The 18708-nt window shown below is 60.4% G+C and carries 17 protein-coding genes and 1 pseudogene; 9 read left to right on the top strand and 9 right to left on the bottom strand.

The features are described 5' to 3' along the window. The 7 genes and pseudogenes from Q4481_RS21605 to Q4481_RS21575 all read right to left on the bottom strand — a co-directional run. Positions 1-171, bottom strand: a pseudogene (locus tag Q4481_RS21605) (coniferyl-alcohol dehydrogenase); the annotation flags it as partial. Positions 172-175: 4 nt separating this feature from the next. Continuing rightward, positions 176-1210 carry a branched-chain amino acid ABC transporter permease gene (locus Q4481_RS21600; RefSeq protein WP_304378489.1) on the bottom strand — a complete coding sequence of 345 codons (1035 nt, stop codon included), beginning with the start codon at positions 1208-1210 and terminating at the stop codon, positions 176-178. Next, positions 1207-2103, bottom strand: coding sequence for a branched-chain amino acid ABC transporter permease (locus Q4481_RS21595; RefSeq protein WP_304378488.1), 897 nt, complete (start codon positions 2101-2103; stop codon positions 1207-1209). The genes Q4481_RS21600 and Q4481_RS21595 overlap by 4 nt, the downstream gene beginning before the upstream one ends. Beyond that, complete coding sequence (locus tag Q4481_RS21590) at positions 2100-2828, bottom strand: ABC transporter ATP-binding protein (RefSeq protein WP_304378487.1); 729 nt, start codon at positions 2826-2828, stop codon at positions 2100-2102. Before Q4481_RS21590 ends, Q4481_RS21595 begins: the two co-directional genes overlap by 4 nt. After that, entirely contained in the window at positions 2825-3574 is a 750-nt protein-coding gene (locus Q4481_RS21585) for an ABC transporter ATP-binding protein (RefSeq protein WP_304378486.1), read from the bottom strand. The genes Q4481_RS21590 and Q4481_RS21585 overlap by 4 nt, the downstream gene beginning before the upstream one ends. A 17-nt stretch (positions 3575-3591) precedes the next feature. After that, positions 3592-4881: an ABC transporter substrate-binding protein gene (locus Q4481_RS21580; RefSeq protein WP_377353348.1), complete on the bottom strand. Its 1290-nt coding sequence runs from the start codon at positions 4879-4881 to the stop codon at positions 3592-3594. Between the two features lie 59 nt (positions 4882-4940). Then, positions 4941-6488: an aldehyde dehydrogenase gene (locus Q4481_RS21575; RefSeq protein WP_304378484.1), complete on the bottom strand. Its 1548-nt coding sequence runs from the start codon at positions 6486-6488 to the stop codon at positions 4941-4943. A 128-nt stretch (positions 6489-6616) separates the two neighbouring features. Between Q4481_RS21575 and Q4481_RS21570 the strand changes: the two genes are divergently transcribed. From Q4481_RS21570 to Q4481_RS21560, 3 genes are all read left to right on the top strand, one after another. Continuing rightward, entirely contained in the window at positions 6617-7513 is an 897-nt protein-coding gene (locus Q4481_RS21570) for a helix-turn-helix domain-containing protein (protein WP_304378483.1), read from the top strand. A 73-nt stretch (positions 7514-7586) separates the two neighbouring features. Further along, the gene (locus tag Q4481_RS21565; RefSeq protein ID WP_304378482.1) at positions 7587-8351 is read left to right on the top strand and encodes an SDR family oxidoreductase; all 765 of its coding nucleotides are present in this window, start codon (positions 7587-7589) and stop codon (positions 8349-8351) included. Next, the gene (locus Q4481_RS21560; RefSeq protein WP_304378481.1) at positions 8320-8874 is read left to right on the top strand and encodes a gluconokinase; all 555 of its coding nucleotides are present in this window, start codon (positions 8320-8322) and stop codon (positions 8872-8874) included. Before Q4481_RS21565 ends, Q4481_RS21560 begins: the two co-directional genes overlap by 32 nt. On the opposite strand, the gene Q4481_RS21555 is transcribed toward Q4481_RS21560, so the two are convergent. Further along, complete coding sequence (locus Q4481_RS21555; protein WP_304378480.1) at positions 8864-9934, bottom strand: LacI family DNA-binding transcriptional regulator; 1071 nt, start codon at positions 9932-9934, stop codon at positions 8864-8866. The two genes, Q4481_RS21560 and Q4481_RS21555, sit on opposite strands and share 11 nt — an antisense overlap. A gap of 362 nt (positions 9935-10296) precedes the next feature. Here Q4481_RS21555 and Q4481_RS21550 point away from each other — a divergent pair, with 362 nt between their 5' ends. From Q4481_RS21550 to Q4481_RS21525, 6 genes are all read left to right on the top strand, one after another. After that, entirely contained in the window at positions 10297-11655 is a 1359-nt protein-coding gene (locus tag Q4481_RS21550) for an ABC transporter substrate-binding protein (protein ID WP_304378479.1), read from the top strand. A gap of 131 nt (positions 11656-11786) precedes the next feature. Beyond that, the gene (locus tag Q4481_RS21545; protein ID WP_304378478.1) at positions 11787-12788 is read left to right on the top strand and encodes a carbohydrate ABC transporter permease; all 1002 of its coding nucleotides are present in this window, start codon (positions 11787-11789) and stop codon (positions 12786-12788) included. A 5-nt stretch (positions 12789-12793) separates the two neighbouring features. Continuing rightward, on the top strand, positions 12794-13939 hold the full coding sequence (locus tag Q4481_RS21540) for a carbohydrate ABC transporter permease (protein ID WP_304378477.1): 1146 nt from the start codon (positions 12794-12796) through the stop codon (positions 13937-13939). Between the two features lie 24 nt (positions 13940-13963). Continuing rightward, positions 13964-15616 (top strand): beta-galactosidase BglA, encoded by a 1653-nt coding sequence (bglA, locus tag Q4481_RS21535; RefSeq protein WP_304378476.1) that lies wholly within the window; start codon positions 13964-13966, stop codon positions 15614-15616. A gap of 24 nt (positions 15617-15640) precedes the next feature. Then, entirely contained in the window at positions 15641-16651 is a 1011-nt protein-coding gene (locus tag Q4481_RS21530; RefSeq protein WP_304378475.1) for an ABC transporter ATP-binding protein, read from the top strand. Positions 16652-16859: 208 nt separating this feature from the next. Next, positions 16860-18023, top strand: a complete 1164-nt coding sequence (locus Q4481_RS21525) for an aminotransferase (protein WP_304378474.1) — start codon at positions 16860-16862, stop codon at positions 18021-18023. Here Q4481_RS21525 and Q4481_RS21520 read toward each other — a convergent pair. Beyond that, positions 17918-18637 (bottom strand): hypothetical protein, encoded by a 720-nt coding sequence (locus Q4481_RS21520; RefSeq protein ID WP_304378473.1) that lies wholly within the window; start codon positions 18635-18637, stop codon positions 17918-17920. The two genes, Q4481_RS21525 and Q4481_RS21520, sit on opposite strands and share 106 nt — an antisense overlap. Between the last annotated feature and the right edge of the window lie 71 nt (positions 18638-18708).

Below are 18708 nucleotides of genomic sequence, written 5' to 3'. Positions count from 1 at the left end.
AATTCCGGCAGGTGACGAGATGTCACCCTGCAGGAAATTCGGGCCCGGATTGGCCGGCGCGCGCACATCGATCCCGATCACGTCGGCACCCATGCCGAGCGCCATCTCCGCCGTCCGAGCGCCGATCCCGGACGCAACGCCCGTGATCACCAGGGTTTTGCCAAATAACATCAGATTACTCCTTCACTTTCAATTCGGATGGAAGTTTGAGCCGGTAGCCGACCGGCATGAGAGAGAGGCCGAAGCGTCTTTCGATTTCGCCCCACAGGCCCTTGGGCAGGAAGAGGGCGAAGAGCAGTGCGATCAGGCCGAGGCCGATCAGGTACCAGACCCCGAGCGCCCCGAACCAGGTTTCGATCGCGAAGAAGATGATGGCGCCAAGGATGGCACCTTCGAAGGTGCCGATGCCGCCGACAAGCACCATGAAGATCATGTAGGCGGTCCATTGCACCGAGAAATAGGTTTTCGGCTGGAAGCTGGTTGCGCTCGCCAGCCAGAGCGCGCCGGCGATGCCGATGCCGGCAGCGGCCAGAACGAAGAGCAGGCGCTTTGTTCCGACGACATCGGCACCGAGCGATAGCGCTGCATCCTCATTGTCGCGGATCGCCTGGATGGCAGCACCGGTGCGGCTTCTGAGCAGCACGAACAGGCTCGAGAGGATGGCCGCCATTGCCACAAGCGCCAGCCAGTAGATGATGGTGCGCCGCATGCCGGAATCATAGGCATTGAGGGAAATCAGCGATGTACCCGTCTCACCCTGGATCAATCCGTCGAGATTGACGCAGAGATGGGTGAGCGCGGAAACGACCCACATGCCGATGGCAAATTCCCCACCCTTGAGCCTGAGCATGACCAGCGACAGCGGATAGGAAACCACCGCGACCACGAGCCCTGCAATCAGTATCGCGACGAAAGGATCGATCCCACGGTCGGCAATCCGCACCGTGAAATAGGCTCCGAGCCCGGAGAAAACCTGCTGGCCGACCGAGACGAGTCCGCCGAAACCGGCCAGTGCATTCCACATCGCGGCCATGATGATGTAGATGAAAAGCGCCGTCATGCGGTCGATACTGCCGGCGCCGAGAACCGACGGCGCCAGTGCCAAGGCCACGAGAACGATGATCGAGATGACAACGGCCATCCGGGACGATCGGGTCCAGCGTTCGATCGTAATGCCCTGGGCCAGCGTGGAAACGGAGTTGCTGTTCATGATGCACCTCCCATGCGAAGAATCCTGGCTGGCAGCAGTGCCAGATCCGGGAAAATCAGCCGGGTGAAGAGAATGACGAGAAAGACGGCATGGCCGGCGATGAGGAAGCCGAGCGGATGCACGGACGCCCCGAAGGTCTGGGCGATGCCGAGAATAATCCCGCCCGCGAGCGTTCCCCAGAGGGAACCGGCACCGCCGATGACCGCGGCTTCGAAGGCAAACAGCAGTTGCGGCGCCCCGGAATAGGGTTCGAACGTGGCCCGCATGCCGAGAAAGAGGCCGGCGATCGTCACCGTCACCAGCGCAATCGCTGCAGCCGTTGCGTTGACGCGCCGTGCGTCGATACCGACGAGACCCGCCGTATCGGGATCTTCAGCGGTCGCACGAATGGCCCGGCCGATCTTCGTCCGCGTCAGCATCAGCTGCAGGGCTGCCAGCATGATGACGGCCGTCGCGAAGATGATGACCGGCAGCTTGCCGACAAAGAGGCCACCCGGCAATTCCCATGAATCCCAGGAGAGATCGCCGATCGCTCCAGCCAGGGACCGCGTATCGGCACCAAACTGTTCGAACAGCGTATTGTCGATCACCATCGACAGGCCGAACGTGGACAGGATCGGCAGAAGCTGGCCCGAACGGGCCGATCGCTCGAGGATCAGCCGCTGGATCAGCCAGCCGACAACGGCCATCACCGCCACCGAGACCAGCAGGCAGAGCCAGAGCGGCAGATGCGCCTTTTCGCTGAGCACGAAGATCAGATAGGCAGCCACGACCGCCAAGCTGCCATGGGCGAGATTGATGATGCGCATGACCGAAAACATGAAGCTGAGGCCGCAGGCAATCAGCGCATAATAGCCGCCGAGCAGAATGCCCTGGATAATCTGGTTGGTCATGCATGCACCTCCTTGCGGCTCGACCGGTCGAGGCCGAAATAGGCCTCGGTCACCGCATCGCGGGTCAGGGTCTTGGCATCGCCTTCCAGCACCACCTTGCCTTCGAGCATACAAACGACGCGATCGGCCACGCCCATGGCGCGCGACAGATCCTGTTCGACGAGAAGAATGGTGGTGCCGGATGTGATGAGACCCTCAAGCGAGGCATAGACCCGATCGACCACCAGAGGCGAAAGGCCGAGCGACAGTTCATCGAGCAGGAGAATGTCGGGATTGCTCATCAGGGCGCGACCGATGGCCGTGGCCTGCTGTTCGCCGCCGGAGAGATGCCCGGTCTTCGAATGGATCCGCTTGACGAGATTGGGGAAGATTTCCAGCACCCGGTCGACCGTCCAGGTTCCGGATCGACCGGCCATCGCACCAAGCTCGAGATTTTCCCGCACGGTCATGGAAGTAAACATCCGACGACCCTCCGGCACAAGCGCAATGCCGCGCCGCACCCGCTGGTGCGAAGGCAGCGCCGTGACATCCTCTCCCGCAATCCGGATATGACCGGAGGTTACCGAGTGCGCACCGGCAAGTGTTCGCATCAATGTCGTCTTGCCGGCACCATTGGCACCCACCAGCGCAACGGTCTCGCCCTTGCGAATGGAGAGACTGACGCCGCGTACCGCTTCGAGAAGCCCATGCCGGGCCGTGAGATTTTCAATTTGAAGCATCGTCATTTTGGCCCGCCTCCGAGATAGGCCTTCACCACCTGCGGATCAGCCATGACGGCATTGGGTTCGCCATCGGCAATGATCCGGCCTGCATCCATGCAGACGAGCCGTTCGACCACCTGGAGCAGCACATGCACGATATGTTCGATCCAGACGATGCCGATGCCGCGGCGACGCAGTTCCTGGATGGTTGCAACCAGTTCCTGCGCTTCGGAATCGGTCAGGCCGCCGCCAATCTCATCGAGCAGGATCACTTTCGGACCCGTTGCGAGCGCCCGCGCAAGCTCCAGCCGCTTGCGATCGAGAAGGCCGAGCGTTTCGGCCCGCCGATTGGCAACCGAAAGCATGCCGCAGAGTGACAGCGAATCGACCACCCGCTCATAGGCGTCTTCACGACTGGCTCCCCGGACATGAGAGGCCGCGACATAGACATTTTCGAAGGTGGTCATGCCGAGAAACGGTTTGGGCACCTGGTGGGTCCGGACAAGACCGAGGCGGCAGCGCTCGGCTGCCGTCATGCCGGTCACATCACGCCCCGCGAAGGAAACCGAGCCCGCGCTTGGCGGAAAAGCACCCGCAAGCGTAGCAAGCAGCGTGGTCTTGCCGGCGCCATTCGGCCCGACAATCCCCACCGCCTCACCCAGGCCCATCGAAAAGTCGACATCCTCGAGGACTTTCAAGGCACCGAAACGTTTGTGGATGCCCTTCCCCGAGAACCGGCTCGCGCCGGTTCCATTTTCGTTGATGTTCACAATCGCGACCCTTGATCTCAGCCGTTATAGGGCAGCAGCTTGGCCGCGACCGGCACGTTCGGATCGGTGGCATTCTCCGTGACCACATAGTCGAGCGCGAACTTCGAGCCTTCGGGCGCCTTGACCCATTGGGTGCCGATGATCGGGCCCGGCGACACATTCGGGAACGGACCGGAGGTGAAATCAACCTTGCCGGCAATCGTCACCGTGTTGAGGGTCGATAGCGATTTTGCCACCGCATCCTTCGATTTCGGATCGCTTGCAGCCTTGAGCGCTGCAAAGCCAGCATCGAAGAGCGAAAGCGTTGCACCGAGCTGCTGCGTCCATTGCTTGCCGGAAGCCGCTTCATAGCCATCGGCCAGCGCCGGGCCCGAAACACCCGTCAGCGACGAATTGTACGGGAAGGCCTTGTGCCAGTAGGCAGCGCTCGCCAGGTTGACGCCGAGCGAGCCAAGCGCTTCGACACCCGACGGGAAAAGGCCGGTCTTGGCGACCTGTACAATCTTGACCTGCTTGTGCAGACCCTGCTGGGCCGCCTGGCGCCAGAAAGTGGCGAAATCCGGCGGAATCGGGAAGGTGTTGATGATTTCGACGCCTTCCTGCTTGAAGAGCGCGATCTGGCTCGAGAAGTCGGTGGTGCCGGTCTCGTAGGCGCCCGGATCAACGATCGTGAAACCGTCCTTGGCAAGCAGAGGTGCCAGGTTGGCGCGGATCGCGTTACCATCGGCATCGTTGGGGTACATGACCCCGACCTTCTTGTTGGTTTCGATCAGATTCCACTGCGAAACATAGGTCTTGTGGAATTCGCCGACGCCGAAACCGAAATGGTAGGTCCATTTGAACGGCGACGGCTGGTCGGGCTTGGCGCCACGGCCGAAATACCAGGCTTCCCAGGGCATGACGGTGGAAAGGCAGGGTACACCGGCAGCCTCGCAGGCATCCGATACCGGATTGATGGTTTCCGGCGTCGAGACCGCCAGCATCATGTCGATGCCCTGGTTGTTGATCAAATCCTTGGCAAGCTGTCCGGCGCGCGACGGATCCGACTGGGTATCCTGGTCGAGAATTTCGACAGCATAGGTTTTGCCGCCTATCTCGATGCCCTTTTCAAGCGCCTTGCGCACCACGTCCAGCACATAGCCGTCGGTTTCGCCGAAACCGGCGAGCGGACCTGTACGCGGGCTGATGAAGCCGACCTTCAGCGTATCTGCGGCAAAGGCCGGCTTGATACCAAAGGCAAGCGCAGCACTGGTGACGGCCGAGGCCGCCAGCATTTCGCGGCGTGTCAAGCCGCCTTTCCGGGTCATATCATTCGTCATCTTTTCCTCCCGAACGAATGTTGGTTTCTCTGATGCTCCGTGCGCGATCACAAAGGATAGCTGCCCGGCATGGTCGACAGCGTTACCCATCGCAACTCGGTGAATTCATCGAGAGCGGCAGCTCCGCCGAAGCGGCCGTAGCCGCTCGCCTTGACGCCACCGAACGGAACCTGCGGCTCGTCGGCGACGGTGGCTGAATTGATGTGACAGATGCCGGATTCGATCCGGCTCGCAACCTCGAGCGCACGTCCGATATCGCGACCGAAGACAGCACCGGACAGGCCATATTCGCAATCATTGGCGACGGTGATCGCCTCTTCGACGCTCGATACCCGGATGATGGCCGAGACCGGGCCGAAACTCTCTTCGCGATAGATCCGCATCGAACGGGTGACATTGTCGATCAGCGTCGCATCCATGAAGGCGTCGTGCGCCTCGCCGCCGGCGAGAAGTGTCGCCCCCTTGCCGATCGCATCCTCGACCAGCGAGCGGACGCGACGCGCACTTTCGGCGGTGATCATGGCACCGATGGGAAAGATTCCTCGCGCTGGATCGCCGGATTTCAATGTCGCGACCTTCTCGGCTAGGCGACCGACGAATTCCTCTGCGACCTCATCCATCACGATGATCCGCTCGGTCGACATGCAGATCTGGCCCTGATTGAAATAGGCTCCGAAGGCGGCCGCCTTGACGGCTTCGCCGATATCGGCATCGTCCAGCACGAGGAAGGCGGCCTTGCCACCCAGTTCGAGAAGGCAGCGCTTGAGGTGACGCGCCGCCACCTGTGCGACGATGCGGCCGACCCTTGTCGAGCCGGTAAAATTTACCCGGCGGACCACCGGATGGGCAATCAGCGCCTCAACGACAAGGGATGCATCGGCGGGCGCATTGCTGATCACATTGACGACGCCGGCGGGAAATCCGGCTTCCGTCAGGACCTCGCCAATCAGACGATGGGTCGCGGGGCAGAGTTCCGAAGCCTTGAAGATGACAGTGTTGCCGCAAGCCAGTGCCATGGCAATCGACCGGACACCCAGGATGATGGGTGCATTCCAGGGCGCGATCGCCAGACAAACACCGGCTGGCTGGCGCATTGCAAAGGACTGGACGCCCGGTCGGTTCGACGGAACCATCGAACCGGCGACCATTGTCGTCATGCCGGCCGCATCGATGAAAATCTCGCTCCCGAGTTCGACATTGAAGGAACACCAGGCTTCGGTAGCACCTGTCTCGCGCAGCATGGCGGCTGTAAAATCCGCCTTGCGTTCCATAAGCCGACGGGCAGCCGCTTCCAGCAGGCGCCGACGTTCGGAAGGCGAGGTCCGCGACCAGCCTGGAAAAGCCGCTGCGGCAGCTCTGGCGGCGCGTTGCACATCATCAGCGCTCGCAGCGGCAGCAATGGTTGCCAGCTCACCGCTGACCGGGCTGCGACGTTCGAACACGGCATCTTTCTCCGCCGGGCAAGCTTCACCGCCAATCAGCAGGGAGGCGAGGAAGGGCTGTTGTTCATTGCGCAAGGCAAGCGCCGGCTCAACCCCACGAGTAGGGTCGACACGAGCAGTGCTTGTCTGAGAATTGCGCTCCGACGATGCCATTCTAAGCCTCCTCCCAAAGGCATGACAGGACAGTAGCGCAGGGAAACAAGATAGGAATGTCGATTTCTGGTGTATATTTGTGATTATCTGGTGTATTAGGGCTTTCCGATCCACTGACAGCATCCGACATGCCCCTTGAATCCGGAATTCATCATGATGCGCGCGGCGAATGGATGGAGCCCAGCATCTCCAGACGGACCTTCCGCATCGGCCGGGCACCGCAACGGTGGTTTCATCACGCCTTGTTTCTTTCTGGAGGCCAGGCATACCTGTCGGGCGACAGTGACGCTCCCGCGATAACCGGTCCCGCCATCATCTTCTTCCCGCCGTCGGAAAGCGAAACCATCATCCTTGCAGCTGGCGCCCATGGTTCTCTTGTCGGCGTTTCGCCGGAAATCTTTGCCGAAGCCACAGGTGATCACGCAGAATCGTCGGCTTTGCGCCTCTTCGCCGGCAATCTGTCGATCTCGGAATTTCTCGCCAGCGAAACCGTGCGGGAAATTGCGCCGCTTTTCGCCGGTTTCCTCGGCGAAATGCAGCGGGAGACCAAGGCGTCGCGCATGGTGATCGCAGCCTACGCCAGACTGATCCTGATGGCGTCTTTCCGTCTCGCCGATGTCAGCCAGCAGGCAGGCGAAGCACCGGCGAGCGCCGGCGCCATTCTGCAGCGTTTCCGGCAGGCGGTCGAACTCTCGTTTCGTCATCATCGTGCGATCAGCGATTATGCGAACGAGCTCGGAATCTCTCCCGACCGGTTGCACGATATTTGCAGACGAACGCTGGACCGCTCTCCCCTCGAACTCGTCCATGACCGGCTGGTCCAGGAAGCAAGGTTGCGGCTGGAGCGGTCTGCCCGTTCGATCCAGGAGATATCGGATGGGCTGGGATTTCGCGACCCGGCCAATTTCAGCCATTTCTTCAAGCGCAAGACCGGCGTCTCCCCGGCCCGCTACCGGGCGTTGGCACAATCGTCTCCCGACCAGACCACCATTCCGCTGGCATCGAGCTATCATGACTGGCCCTGAAAACGCAGCCGGCCCGATCACACCGGTTTTCCATACCACCAAGAAATGTTACTGACATGCGTGGAGGAACCGCATGTCATCACTGTTCGATCTCAAGCAAAGGATCGCCCTCATTACCGGTTCGAGCCAGGGCATCGGCCTGGCGCTCGCCAGAGGTCTCACCGAACATGGCGCCAGGGTTTTGATCAATGGCCGCGATGCGGACCGGCTCCATGCAGCAGCTGAAACGCTCGGCGCCCGCGGGCTTTCCTGTGGCACGTTCGCCTTCGATGTCACACAGGCCGAAGCCGTGAATGCCGCCATCGAGGACATCGAGAGTACCATCGGCCCGATCGATATTCTCGTCAACAATGCGGGCCTGCAGCATCGCGCACCGCTCGATCAGTTTCCCGACGACAAGTGGGACGCGTTGCTGACCACCAACATCTCGAGCGCCTTCTATGTGAGCCGGGCTGTCGCCCGCCACATGCTGAAACGCGGTCGCGGCAAGATCATCAACATCGCTTCCGTCCAGAGCGAGCTGGCACGCCCATCGATTGCGCCCTATGCTGCGACGAAGGGCGCCATTCGCAACCTCACCCGCGGCATGTGTGCCGATTGGGCGCGGCACGGGATTCAGATCAACGCCATTGCACCGGGTTACTTTCGCACTCCGCTCAACAAGGCCCTTGTCGAAGATCCGCAATTCACCGATTGGCTCGAAAAACGAACCCCGGCTGGGCGCTGGGGCGAAGTCGACGAACTGATCGGGGCGGCTGTGTTTCTGGCAAGCGACGCTTCTTCCTTCATCAACGGACACACGCTTTATGTCGACGGCGGTATCACAACCAGTCTCTGAAAAAGCCCAACCCTGGGCCATTGTGGTGATGGGCGTCTCGGGCTGCGGCAAGAGTTCGGTCGGACGCGCCATCGGCGCTGCGCTGAAAATCGATTTCGTCGAGGGCGACGAACTGCACCCGCCGGCGAACATCGACAAGATGTCGAACGGCATTCCGCTGACGGATGAAGACCGCTGGCCCTGGCTGGATCGCATCGGCCAGATCATCAGCAACGCCCAGCGGGAGGGACGGTCGGTCGTCGTGTCCTGCTCCTCGCTGCGCAAGGCCTACCGCGACCGCCTGCGACATGCCGGACGCGTGCTGTTCGTCTATCTCGAGGGTTCGGAAGAGCTCCTGACCGGGCGGATGAGCAGGCGCGAAGGCCATTTCATGCCGGTCTCGCTGCTGAAGAACCAATTGGCTGTTCTGGAACCGCCGAAGGGTGAACCGTCAGTCCTCGCAATCGACATTTCCGGCTCCTCTGCCGAGGTCAAGCAGGAAGCGATCGCCGCCGTGGCGGCGTTTCTCAACGCTACCGGTTGACCGGCGGCGGACAGGTGGATTCTCGCAAGACCAGTTCGACCGGCCAGATCTCGCTGAATTTGCTGATATCGCGACCCGACAGCATCTGAAGCAGCAGATCGCCGATCCGCGCACCGGCCTCGCGCATCGATGATCGGGTGGTCGACACCGTCGGCACCATGTTATCGGCATTGATGTAATTGAACACATCATCATGGGCGATCAGCGAAATATCGGCTCCAAGCGCAAGCCCGGCCGAGCGAACCGCGCGCATGACCCCGAGCGCCGTCATCATCGATCCGGCCAGGAGCGCCGTCGGCGGATCGGGAAGGGCCAGGAAATCCTGCGTCGCCCGATAGCCGACATCGTCAGTGAACGGCCCGTGCACAATCCATCGTTCGGGAGCCGAAATTCCGTAATCCTTCATGGCCTTGCGATAGCCGGCAAGCCGGTGCTCGGCAAACACATCGCCCCGGGCACCATTGATGAGGCCGATCTGCCGGTGGCCGAGTTGCAGCAGATAGCTGGTCGCGCGATGGACAGCGCCAAAATTGTCGATATCCAGCCAGGGATAGCCCTCGCCTTCAACGCCGCGGCCATGAACGATGAAGGGCATGCCGAGGGCCTTCAGAAAAGCCATTCGTCCGTCCCCCGTTTTCGGCGTATGGACGATCACCGCATCCACGCGCTTGGAGGCAGCCAGGCGCCGATAGGCCGCCAGTTCACCGGCTTCGTTATCGACCACCGTGATGAGGATATCGATCTGGCCTGTCTCGAGCCGGGTCCCGAGCCCGGCCATGAATTCGGTCGTATTGGGATCGAAGCCCGTCGCTTCCTTCAGAACGATACCGACTGCACCCGCGCGGCCGGTTGCAAGTCCGGCAGCCGACCGGTTGGGATGGTAGCCCAACTCGTCTGCAAGCTTGAGAATGCGCTGGCGGGTCTCGGGCTTGACCTCGGGATAGCCCGACAGGGCCCGACTTACGGTCGTCTGGCTCATCCCGATGGCCTGAGCAAATTCCTTCAGGTTCATATGACCTTGTCTCCTCCCCCGATGGCAGCACCGGACCGCACTTGGCATCGAGCCTCCCCGCTCGATCCCAGACTTTAAATATGACAATTTTTGAAAGCGCCATCAATTGAAAAATCGAAGAGTTTCACAGTCGATACCGGCGCGCTTCGATGGCTTCAGGTGGCTATGCAATCATCAGCTAAACATCTGTTATTAAATACACTAATCATATTTCAGGACAAATCGGCCAAGCAAATGCGCCAATTTGTCCGGTGAAATCGCTTGACTTTCCCGCAGGAGATGCGCTTTATTGTTTTAAAGCGCTTTCAAATGGGAGGTTGACATCTTGAAAGCCCTTCAGCCGAAAACGCTTTGAACCATGCCGCCCTGCTGCGGCGAAAAACATTCCAGATCCACGGGAGGATTATCGGATGATGAAGTCTTTTTTGATGGGCGTTGCAGCAATTGCGCTGTTCGCCGGCGCCGCTCAGGCCGCCGAGCTCAAGTTCAAGCCGGGTGAAGATGCGAAGTTCAATTGGGCTTCTTTCGAGGAATTCAAGAAGAGCAACGACCTCAAGGGCCAGACCCTGACGATCTTCGGCCCATGGCGCGGTGAAGACGAAACCCTTTTCCGCTCCGTGTTCGCCTATTTCGAAGAGCAGACCGGTGTGACGGTGAAATACTCGTCCTCGGAAAACTACGAGCAGCAGATCGTCATCGATACGCAGGCCGGCAGCCCGCCGGATATCGCCATCCTGCCGCAGCCGGGCCTTCTGGCCGATCTCGCCTCCAAGGGTTTCCTTGTTGACCTCGGCGAAGCATCCGCGACCTGGATGAAGGATAATTACGCCGCCGGCCAGTCCTGGGTCGATCTCGGCACCTACAAGGGCAAGGACGGCGCCAATCACTTCTACGGCTTTTCCTACAAGGCTGACCTGAAGTCGCTCGTCTGGTATTCGCCGGACAATTTTGCCGATGCCGGCTATGAAGTGCCCAAGACCATGGAAGAGCTCAAGGCTCTGACCGAAAAGATCGTCGCCGATGGCGGCACCCCCTGGTGCATCGGGCTCGGTTCGGGCGGCGCCACCGGCTGGCCGGCAACCGACTGGGTCGAAGACATGATGCTCAGGACGCAGACACCTGCCGTCTATGACCAGTGGGTCAAGAACGAGATCCCCTTCACCGATCCGGCCGTTGTCGGCGCCATTGATGAATTCGGCTGGTTTGCCAAGAACGACAAGTTTGTCGAAGGCGGCGCCAAGGCTGTGGCCTCGACCGATTTCCGTGACAGCCCGAAGGGCCTCTTCACTTCGCCGCCGAAGTGCTACATGCACCGCCAGGCCTCCTTCATCCCGTCCTTCTTCCCGGAAGGAACGAAGGTTGGCGAAGATGCGGACTTCTTCTACCTACCGCCCTATGCCTCCAAGCCCGATCTCGGCAATCCGGTCCTCGGTGCCGGCACGTTGGTGACGATCACCAAGGATACGCCGGCGGCTCGCGTTTTCATCGAATGGCTGAAGACGCCGATCGCGCATGAAGTCTGGATGGCGCAGTCGAGCTTCCTGACACCGTTCAAGGGCGTCAACCCCGACACCTATGCCAATGCGCCCTCCAAGAAGATGGGTGAAATCCTCACGAATGCGACAACATTCCGCTTCGATGGCTCCGACATGATGCCGGGCAAGATCGGCGCGGGCGCTTTCTGGACAGGTATGGTCGATTATGTCGGCGGCAAGTCCGCAGCCGATGTGGCGGCTGATATCCAGAAGGCCTGGGACGCGATCAAGTAAACCTCCCGAAACTGGCGGCGGGCCCTCCCGCCGCCTTTTTTGACTGGATGGCGCAGCGATTTGCGCAAGCGCATTTGCTATTTTCTATTCCCGACAAGAAGAACGATAAACGGGACACGGGAGGACAACCGATGCAGTTGATCTATGCCATCGCAACGATGGTGGCTGGCGTCCTGGGGTGCGCCGCCTATTTCTACGGCAGCAACCTCATTCTCGATCTGGTCTTTCCGGCCCGCCTGGCGGATAGCGCGCAGGCTGCGCGCAACATGCGCCGCGCCGCGATGATCCGGCCCTGGCTGTTTCTCGCTCCCGCCGTGCTCGCCCTAGCCCTCTACCTCGTTTATCCCGTCTTCGAATCGATCCGGCTTTCGCTGCATGACAAGGCCGGCCAGACCTTTGTCGGTTTCGACAATTATGTCTGGATGTTCGGCGATCGCGAATTCCGCGAGTCGATCCTCAACAACTTCCTCTGGCTGCTTGTGGTGCCGGCTGCGGCGACCTTCTTCGGCCTGATCATCGCCGCGCTCACCGACCGTATCTGGTGGGGCAACATCGCCAAGTCGCTCATCTTCATGCCAATGGCGATTTCCTTCGTCGGCGCCGCCGTGATCTGGAAATTCGTCTATGATTATCGGGACGCCGGTTCCGAACAGATCGGCATTCTCAATGCCATCGTCGTCTATTTCGGCGGCGATCCGCAGGCCTGGATCACCATCCCCTTCTGGAACAACTTCTTCCTGATGGCGATCCTCGTCTGGATCCAGACCGGATTTGCCATGGTCATCCTGTCGGCTGCCATTCGCGGCATCCCCGACGAGACGATCGAAGCCGCCGTGATCGACGGCGCCAACGGCCTGCAGATCTTCTTCAAGATCATGGTTCCGCAGATCTGGGGCACCATTGCCGTCGTCTGGACGACGATCACGATCCTGGTTCTCAAGGTGTTCGATATCGTTCTGGCGATGACCAATGGTCAGTGGCAGACGCAGGTTCTGGCCAACCTGATGTTTGACTGGATGTTCAGAGGCGGCGGCGATTTCGGCCGCGGTGCGGCCATCGCCATCGTCATCATGGTTCTGGTCATCCCGATCATGATCTGGAACATCCGCAACGCCCGCAAAGAGATGGAGTAACGCCGATGCTGTCGACCAAACGCTCCCCCCTTCTCTGGGTCGTTCATCTTTCGGTGCTGCTGCTGGTGGTTCTCTGGACCTTGCCGACAGCCGGTCTCCTGATCTCCTCCTTCCGCGACAAGGACCAGCTGGCCGTTTCCGGCTGGTGGACGGCGCTTGCGACCTCGTCCCAGAACATCGTCTTCCGCGCCCCCGGCGCATCGGGCCAGGTCGAAAAGGATGGCAAGTTCGTCATTTCCGGCAATGTGCTTGAAAATCGCGGCGGCGTAGTTGCTGCCTGGAGCACCAACGTCAACAAACCGTCTGAATTCGAGCCCGGCACATCGACGACGCTGCGCGACGGCTCGACCCTGACCGTCAGTGCCGACGGCAATTTCGAGATCGTCTCGCCGACGAAGATCGAAACCGAGCGTGGCCAGCGCATCGCCTTCGTCGCCGAGATCGCCCCGCGCTTCACGCTCGACAATTACCGCGAAGTGCTGACCGCCGAAGGCATCGGTTCTTCCTTCATCAATTCGCTGACGGTTGCCATTCCCTCGACCATCATCCCGATCCTGGTTGCGGCTTTTGCGGCCTACGCATTGGCCTGGATGAAGTTTCCCGGACGCGCCTTGCTGATCGCCGTCATTGTCGGCCTGCTGGTCGTGCCGCTGCAGATGTCGCTGATCCCGCTCCTGCGCTTCTATAACGAGGTTGGCGGCTTCTTTGGCGTGCCCTCGAAAACCTATCTCGGCATCTGGCTCGCCCATATGGGTTTCGGCCTGCCGCTCGCCATCTATCTTCTGCGCAACTATATGGCCGGCCTGCCGCGGGAAATCATGGAATCGGCCCGGGTCGATGGCGCATCCGATTTCGAGATCTTCCTCAAGATCGTGCTGCCCCTGTCCTTCCCGGCCCTGGCATCGTTTGCGATCTTCCAGTTCCTCTGGACCTGGAACGACCTGCTCGTCGCCATGGTGTTCCTGGGCACCGGCAAGGACGAACTCGTTCTCACCGGCCGGCTGGTCAACCTGCTCGGCTCGCGCGGCGGCAACTGGGAAATCCTCACCGCCTCCGCCTTCATCACCATCATCGTCCCCTTGCTCGTCTTCTTCACCCTGCAGCGCTACCTCGTGCGCGGCCTGCTGGCTGGATCGGTCAAGGGCGGCTAAGACATCGGACGTCAGGAATTTGCAATGGCAGACAGGAACAATCAGGCCCAAACCGTGGACAAGGATTGGTGGCGCGGTGCGGTGATCTATCAGATCTATCCGCGCTCCTACCAGGATTCCAACGGCGACGGGATCGGCGATCTCAAGGGCATCACACGGCGGCTTTCGCATATCGCATCGCTTGGCGCCGACGCGATCTGGATCTCGCCCTTCTTCACCTCGCCGATGAAGGATTTCGGCTACGACGTCTCGAACTATTGCGACATCGACCCGATCTTCGGCTCGCTTTCCGATTTCGATGCGATGATCGCAGAAGCCCATCGCCTCGACATAAAGGTCATGATCGATCTCGTGCTGTCGCACACGTCCGACCAGCATCCCTGGTTCGTCGAAAGCCGTGCGTCCAAGACCAATGCGAAGGCCGACTGGTATGTCTGGGCCGATCCCAAGCCGGATGGCACGCCGCCGACGAACTGGCTGTCGATTTTCGGCGGCTCGGCCTGGCAGTGGGATACGCGGCGCTGCCAGTATTACCTGCACAACTTCCTGACCTCGCAGCCGGACCTCAACTTCCACAATCCGGAAGTTCAGGACGCACTTCTCAGCGTAACGCGCTTCTGGCTGGAGCGGGGAGTCGATGGCTTCCGGCTGGACACGATCAACTTCTATTTCCATGACAAGCAGCTGCGCGACAATCCCGGCCTGGCGCCGGAACTGCGCAACGCGAAAACCGCGCCTGCCGTCAATCCCTATAACCACCAGCTGCATCTCTACGACAAGAACCAGCCGGAGAACCTTGAATTCCTCAAGCGCTTCCGCGCCGTGCTCGACGAATTCCCCGCCATCGCAGCCGTGGGCGAAGTGGGCGATTCCCAGCGCGGGCTGGAAATCGTCGGCGAATACACATCCGGCAATGACAAGATGCAGATGTGTTACGCCTTCGAATTCCTCTCGGTCGATCCGCTGAGCCCTGCCTATGTCCGCGAAGTCCTCAAGGATTTCGAGAAGGCCGCGCCTGAAGGATGGGCTTGCTGGGCTTTCTCGAACCATGATGTGGTTCGCCACGTTTCGCGCTGGGGTGCAGGCATTTCCGATCATGACGCCCATGCGAAACAGCTGGCGGCGCTTCTGATGACCCTGCGCGGATCCGTCTGCATCTACGAGGGCGAAGAACTGGCACTGCCGGAAGCCGATCTCGCCTTCGAGGACCTGCAGGACCCCTATGGCATCCAGTTCTGGCCGGAATTCAAGGGTCGCGACGGATGCCGCACGCCGATGGTCTGGGAAAGCGCTGTTCCGAATGGTGCCTTCTCAACCGGAAAGCCCTGGCTGCCGGTTCCCGCTCGCCATACGGTCCGCGCGGTTGATGTTCAGGAGAAGGATGCAGGTTCGGTGCTGCACCATTACCGGCGCTTTCTCGCCTTCCGGCGCGAGCATCCGGCACTCGCCAAGGGGAAGATTGATTTTGCCCATGCGGACGATCAGTGCCTGGCCTACACGCGCAGCCATGGCAACGAGACGCTGATCTGCGCATTCAACATGTCGGAACGGGCGGCGAAGCTCGATCTTCCCGCCGGCGAATGGGAAACGCTTTCGGGGCATGGATTTGCAGCGGAAAGAGACAATCAGAAAATCAACCTGCCGCCCTTGGGCGCATGGTTCGGCCGGCTGGCCTGAGAAACGGGTGAGGAGGGGAATGGCATGTCTGATGTGACCTTGAAGAGCATCACCAAGTCCTATGGCGCCGTCAATGTCATCAAGGGCGTTGATCTTGAAATCCGCAAGGGCGAATTCATTGTCTTCGTCGGCCCGTCCGGCTGTGGCAAGTCAACGCTGCTGCGCATGATTGCCGGCCTGGAGGAAATCACCAGCGGCGACATGTATATCGATGGCGAACGCGTCAACGACGTGCCTCCGTCGCGCCGCGGCATCGCCATGGTGTTCCAGTCCTATGCGCTCTATCCGCACATGACGGTCTATGACAACATGGCCTTCGGCATGCGGATCGCCAAGGCTTCGCACGAGGAGATCGACCGTCGCGTCAAGGCCGCAGCCGAAATCCTGCAGCTGACCCCCTATCTTGAACGTCTGCCGAAAGCGCTATCCGGCGGTCAGCGCCAGCGGGTGGCGATCGGCCGCGCCATCGTCCGCAACCCCAAGGTCTTCCTGTTCGACGAACCGCTCTCCAACCTCGATGCCGCCCTGCGCGTGGCAACCCGCATCGAGATTGCCAAGCTGCATGAAAGCATGCCGGATTCCTCGATGATCTACGTCACCCACGACCAGGTGGAGGCCATGACGCTGGCAGACCGGATCGTCGTGCTCTCGGCTGGTAAGATCGAGCAGGTCGGCACGCCGCTCGAACTCTACGAACGGCCGCAATCGCTGTTCGTCGCCGGCTTCATCGGCTCGCCGAAGATGAATTTCCTTGAGGGGGCGCTGGCAGCGCCATTCGGCTGCACGACGCTCGGCATCCGGCCGGAACATCTGGAAGTCGTCGGCAGTGCCGGTGGTCAATGGACTGGCAAGGTCATCCATACCGAAAAGCTGGGTGCAGATTCCTTCATCTACATCGATATCGGCACAGACGAGCCGTTGACGGTGCGTGAAAACGGCACAACGCCGCATAATGTCGGCGATACCGTGTCAGTGAAAGCCATGGACGGCAAGGCACATCGCTTCGGCGCGGACGGCAAGCCGGTCAAGGCTTGACGGGCATAGACCAGACATCGAAGTTCCGGATGGCTCACTTCATTCTCCTCCCGGCTGCTCCTGGCCACCCTCCCCGCCACAACGAGGGGAGGGTTTCTTTTGTGATCCACCCCAGTTGCGAAGCGGCGGGCGATATGCAGAAGTCGGATCATGACAGGGCATGAGCCGCCACAATGGAGCGTGCCATAAAGCATGGAGACAGCCCTACATGGCCGAATTCAATCCCCTCGTCTTCCCGCTGTCGCCGCCGCCGATCCCGTCCGTTCTGGCCTGGTCGCGGGCTTATGACGGTTCGCGCGGCGAGCGGATCAATCTCAGCCAGGCTGTGCCGGGATATCCGACCCACCCGGACATGCTGAAATGGCTGGGCGAGATGGCGGCAAAGCAGGATTTCACCAACTATGGCGAGATCGAGGGCGAGCCGGAACTGCGCCAAGCCTATGCGTCTCACGTCGCCGGGCTCTATGGCGCGACGATGTCGCCAACCAATATCCATATCACGTCGGGCGCCAATCAGGCTTTCATGTGCCTGATCATGGCGGTCGCCAAAGCCGGCGAGGCGGTGGCGCTGCCGCTGCCCTTTTACTTCAACCACGACACCACGCTCGCGATGCTCGGCATCCGCACGGTGCCGATTGCCTGCGACGCCGGCTTCCTGCCCGACGTCTCCTCGGTGAAAGCGGCGGTTAAGAGCGGCATCAGAGCGCTGGTTCTGGTTACGCCCAACAATCCGACGGGTGCCGCCTATCCTCCGGCTCTGCTCGACGAGATCTACGAAATCTGCCGCGCCGGCAATGTCTGGCTCATCCTCGACGAGACCTATCGTGACTTCCTGCCGTCGGGGAGTGGCGCACCTCACAGGCTGATAGGTCGCCCGGACTGGGAGAAGACGCTGGCCCTGACCTACAGTTTCTCCAAATCCTACTGCATCCCCGGCCATCGGCTGGGCGCCATTACCGCAGGCGCCGAGATGATCGACCAGGTCGCCAAGGTTATGGACAACCTGCAGATCTGCGCCCCGCGCGCTGCCCAGGCCGCTGTGGCCAAGGCGATCACCGCCCTGGCGGATTGGCGCAAGGCCAACAATGACGAGATCAGCAGACGCGTGGCGGCGATGAAGGATGTAATGACCCGCCTCCCCGCATGGGAGATCTCCGCCATAGGCGCCTATTTCGCCTATGTCAGACATCCGTTCCCCGGCGTGAAATCAGAGACCGTTGCGGAAAAGCTCGCCCGCGACTACGGCGTCATCTGCCTACCCGGGGCCTATTTCGGCGAAGGCCAGGAAAACCATCTGCGCTTTGCGTTTGCGAATGCGGATGCGGCGACGATTCTGAAGCTTGAAGAAAGATTGGGCGGATTTTCCATCTGAGGCGCCTCAATGCCATCAACATAGCAGACGAAGTGAATGCGTTCTCTCATCACATGGATGTCAGCGTATCCCTCTGGCAAAAAACTGCCCTGCCTTAGTGGTTTCACCTGTCCGTCGAGATCGACATAGCTGTGGTTGATAACCTCGGCAACGTCGGAAAATTCGTAGTCGTCGGGCAAGTCGAGGAAGTCCCACCTAAAAGGGCTTCCGTAGGAGAAACAACGCCCGTCACGCATACGGAACACCCAGCCCGTCCAGGCCATCGTGGTTTCGCCATGGATCTGCTGCATGAGCGACAACGGGATCGCGAATCTTGATGGGCCAATCGATCGGATTTTGTAGTCACTCACCTGGGTTCCACTCGCTGCGAAATGCGCAACCATCTCGCCAAACGGGTCGTCGCTTCTAAACTTGCTTCTTCCTTGTAACGCTTCGGTGATGCGAAGCCTCGCCAAATGGGCAATCGCATCCCGGGATTGCAGCGTGACACAGGGAAGAAATGTCCCGTCCTCCAGCGTCGCCGAACACCTGTAGATCGGGCCGTAGCTGTCGTCGACGATAGGCTCGATGGTCGAAAGCGCCTCTGTAACGAACGGGTAGATTTTGGATCTCATCGACTTGGTAGTCTCGCACGAAAAACCGGCACCGATACGGTGCCGGTCGATCGAGATTTAAACCCAAGATT

The organism is Fluviirhizobium alvei, assembly GCF_030551875.1.
Classification (GTDB): Bacteria; Pseudomonadota; Alphaproteobacteria; order Rhizobiales; family Rhizobiaceae; genus Rhizobium_E; species Rhizobium_E alvei.
This window is presented reverse-complemented; position numbering and strand designations above follow the sequence as displayed.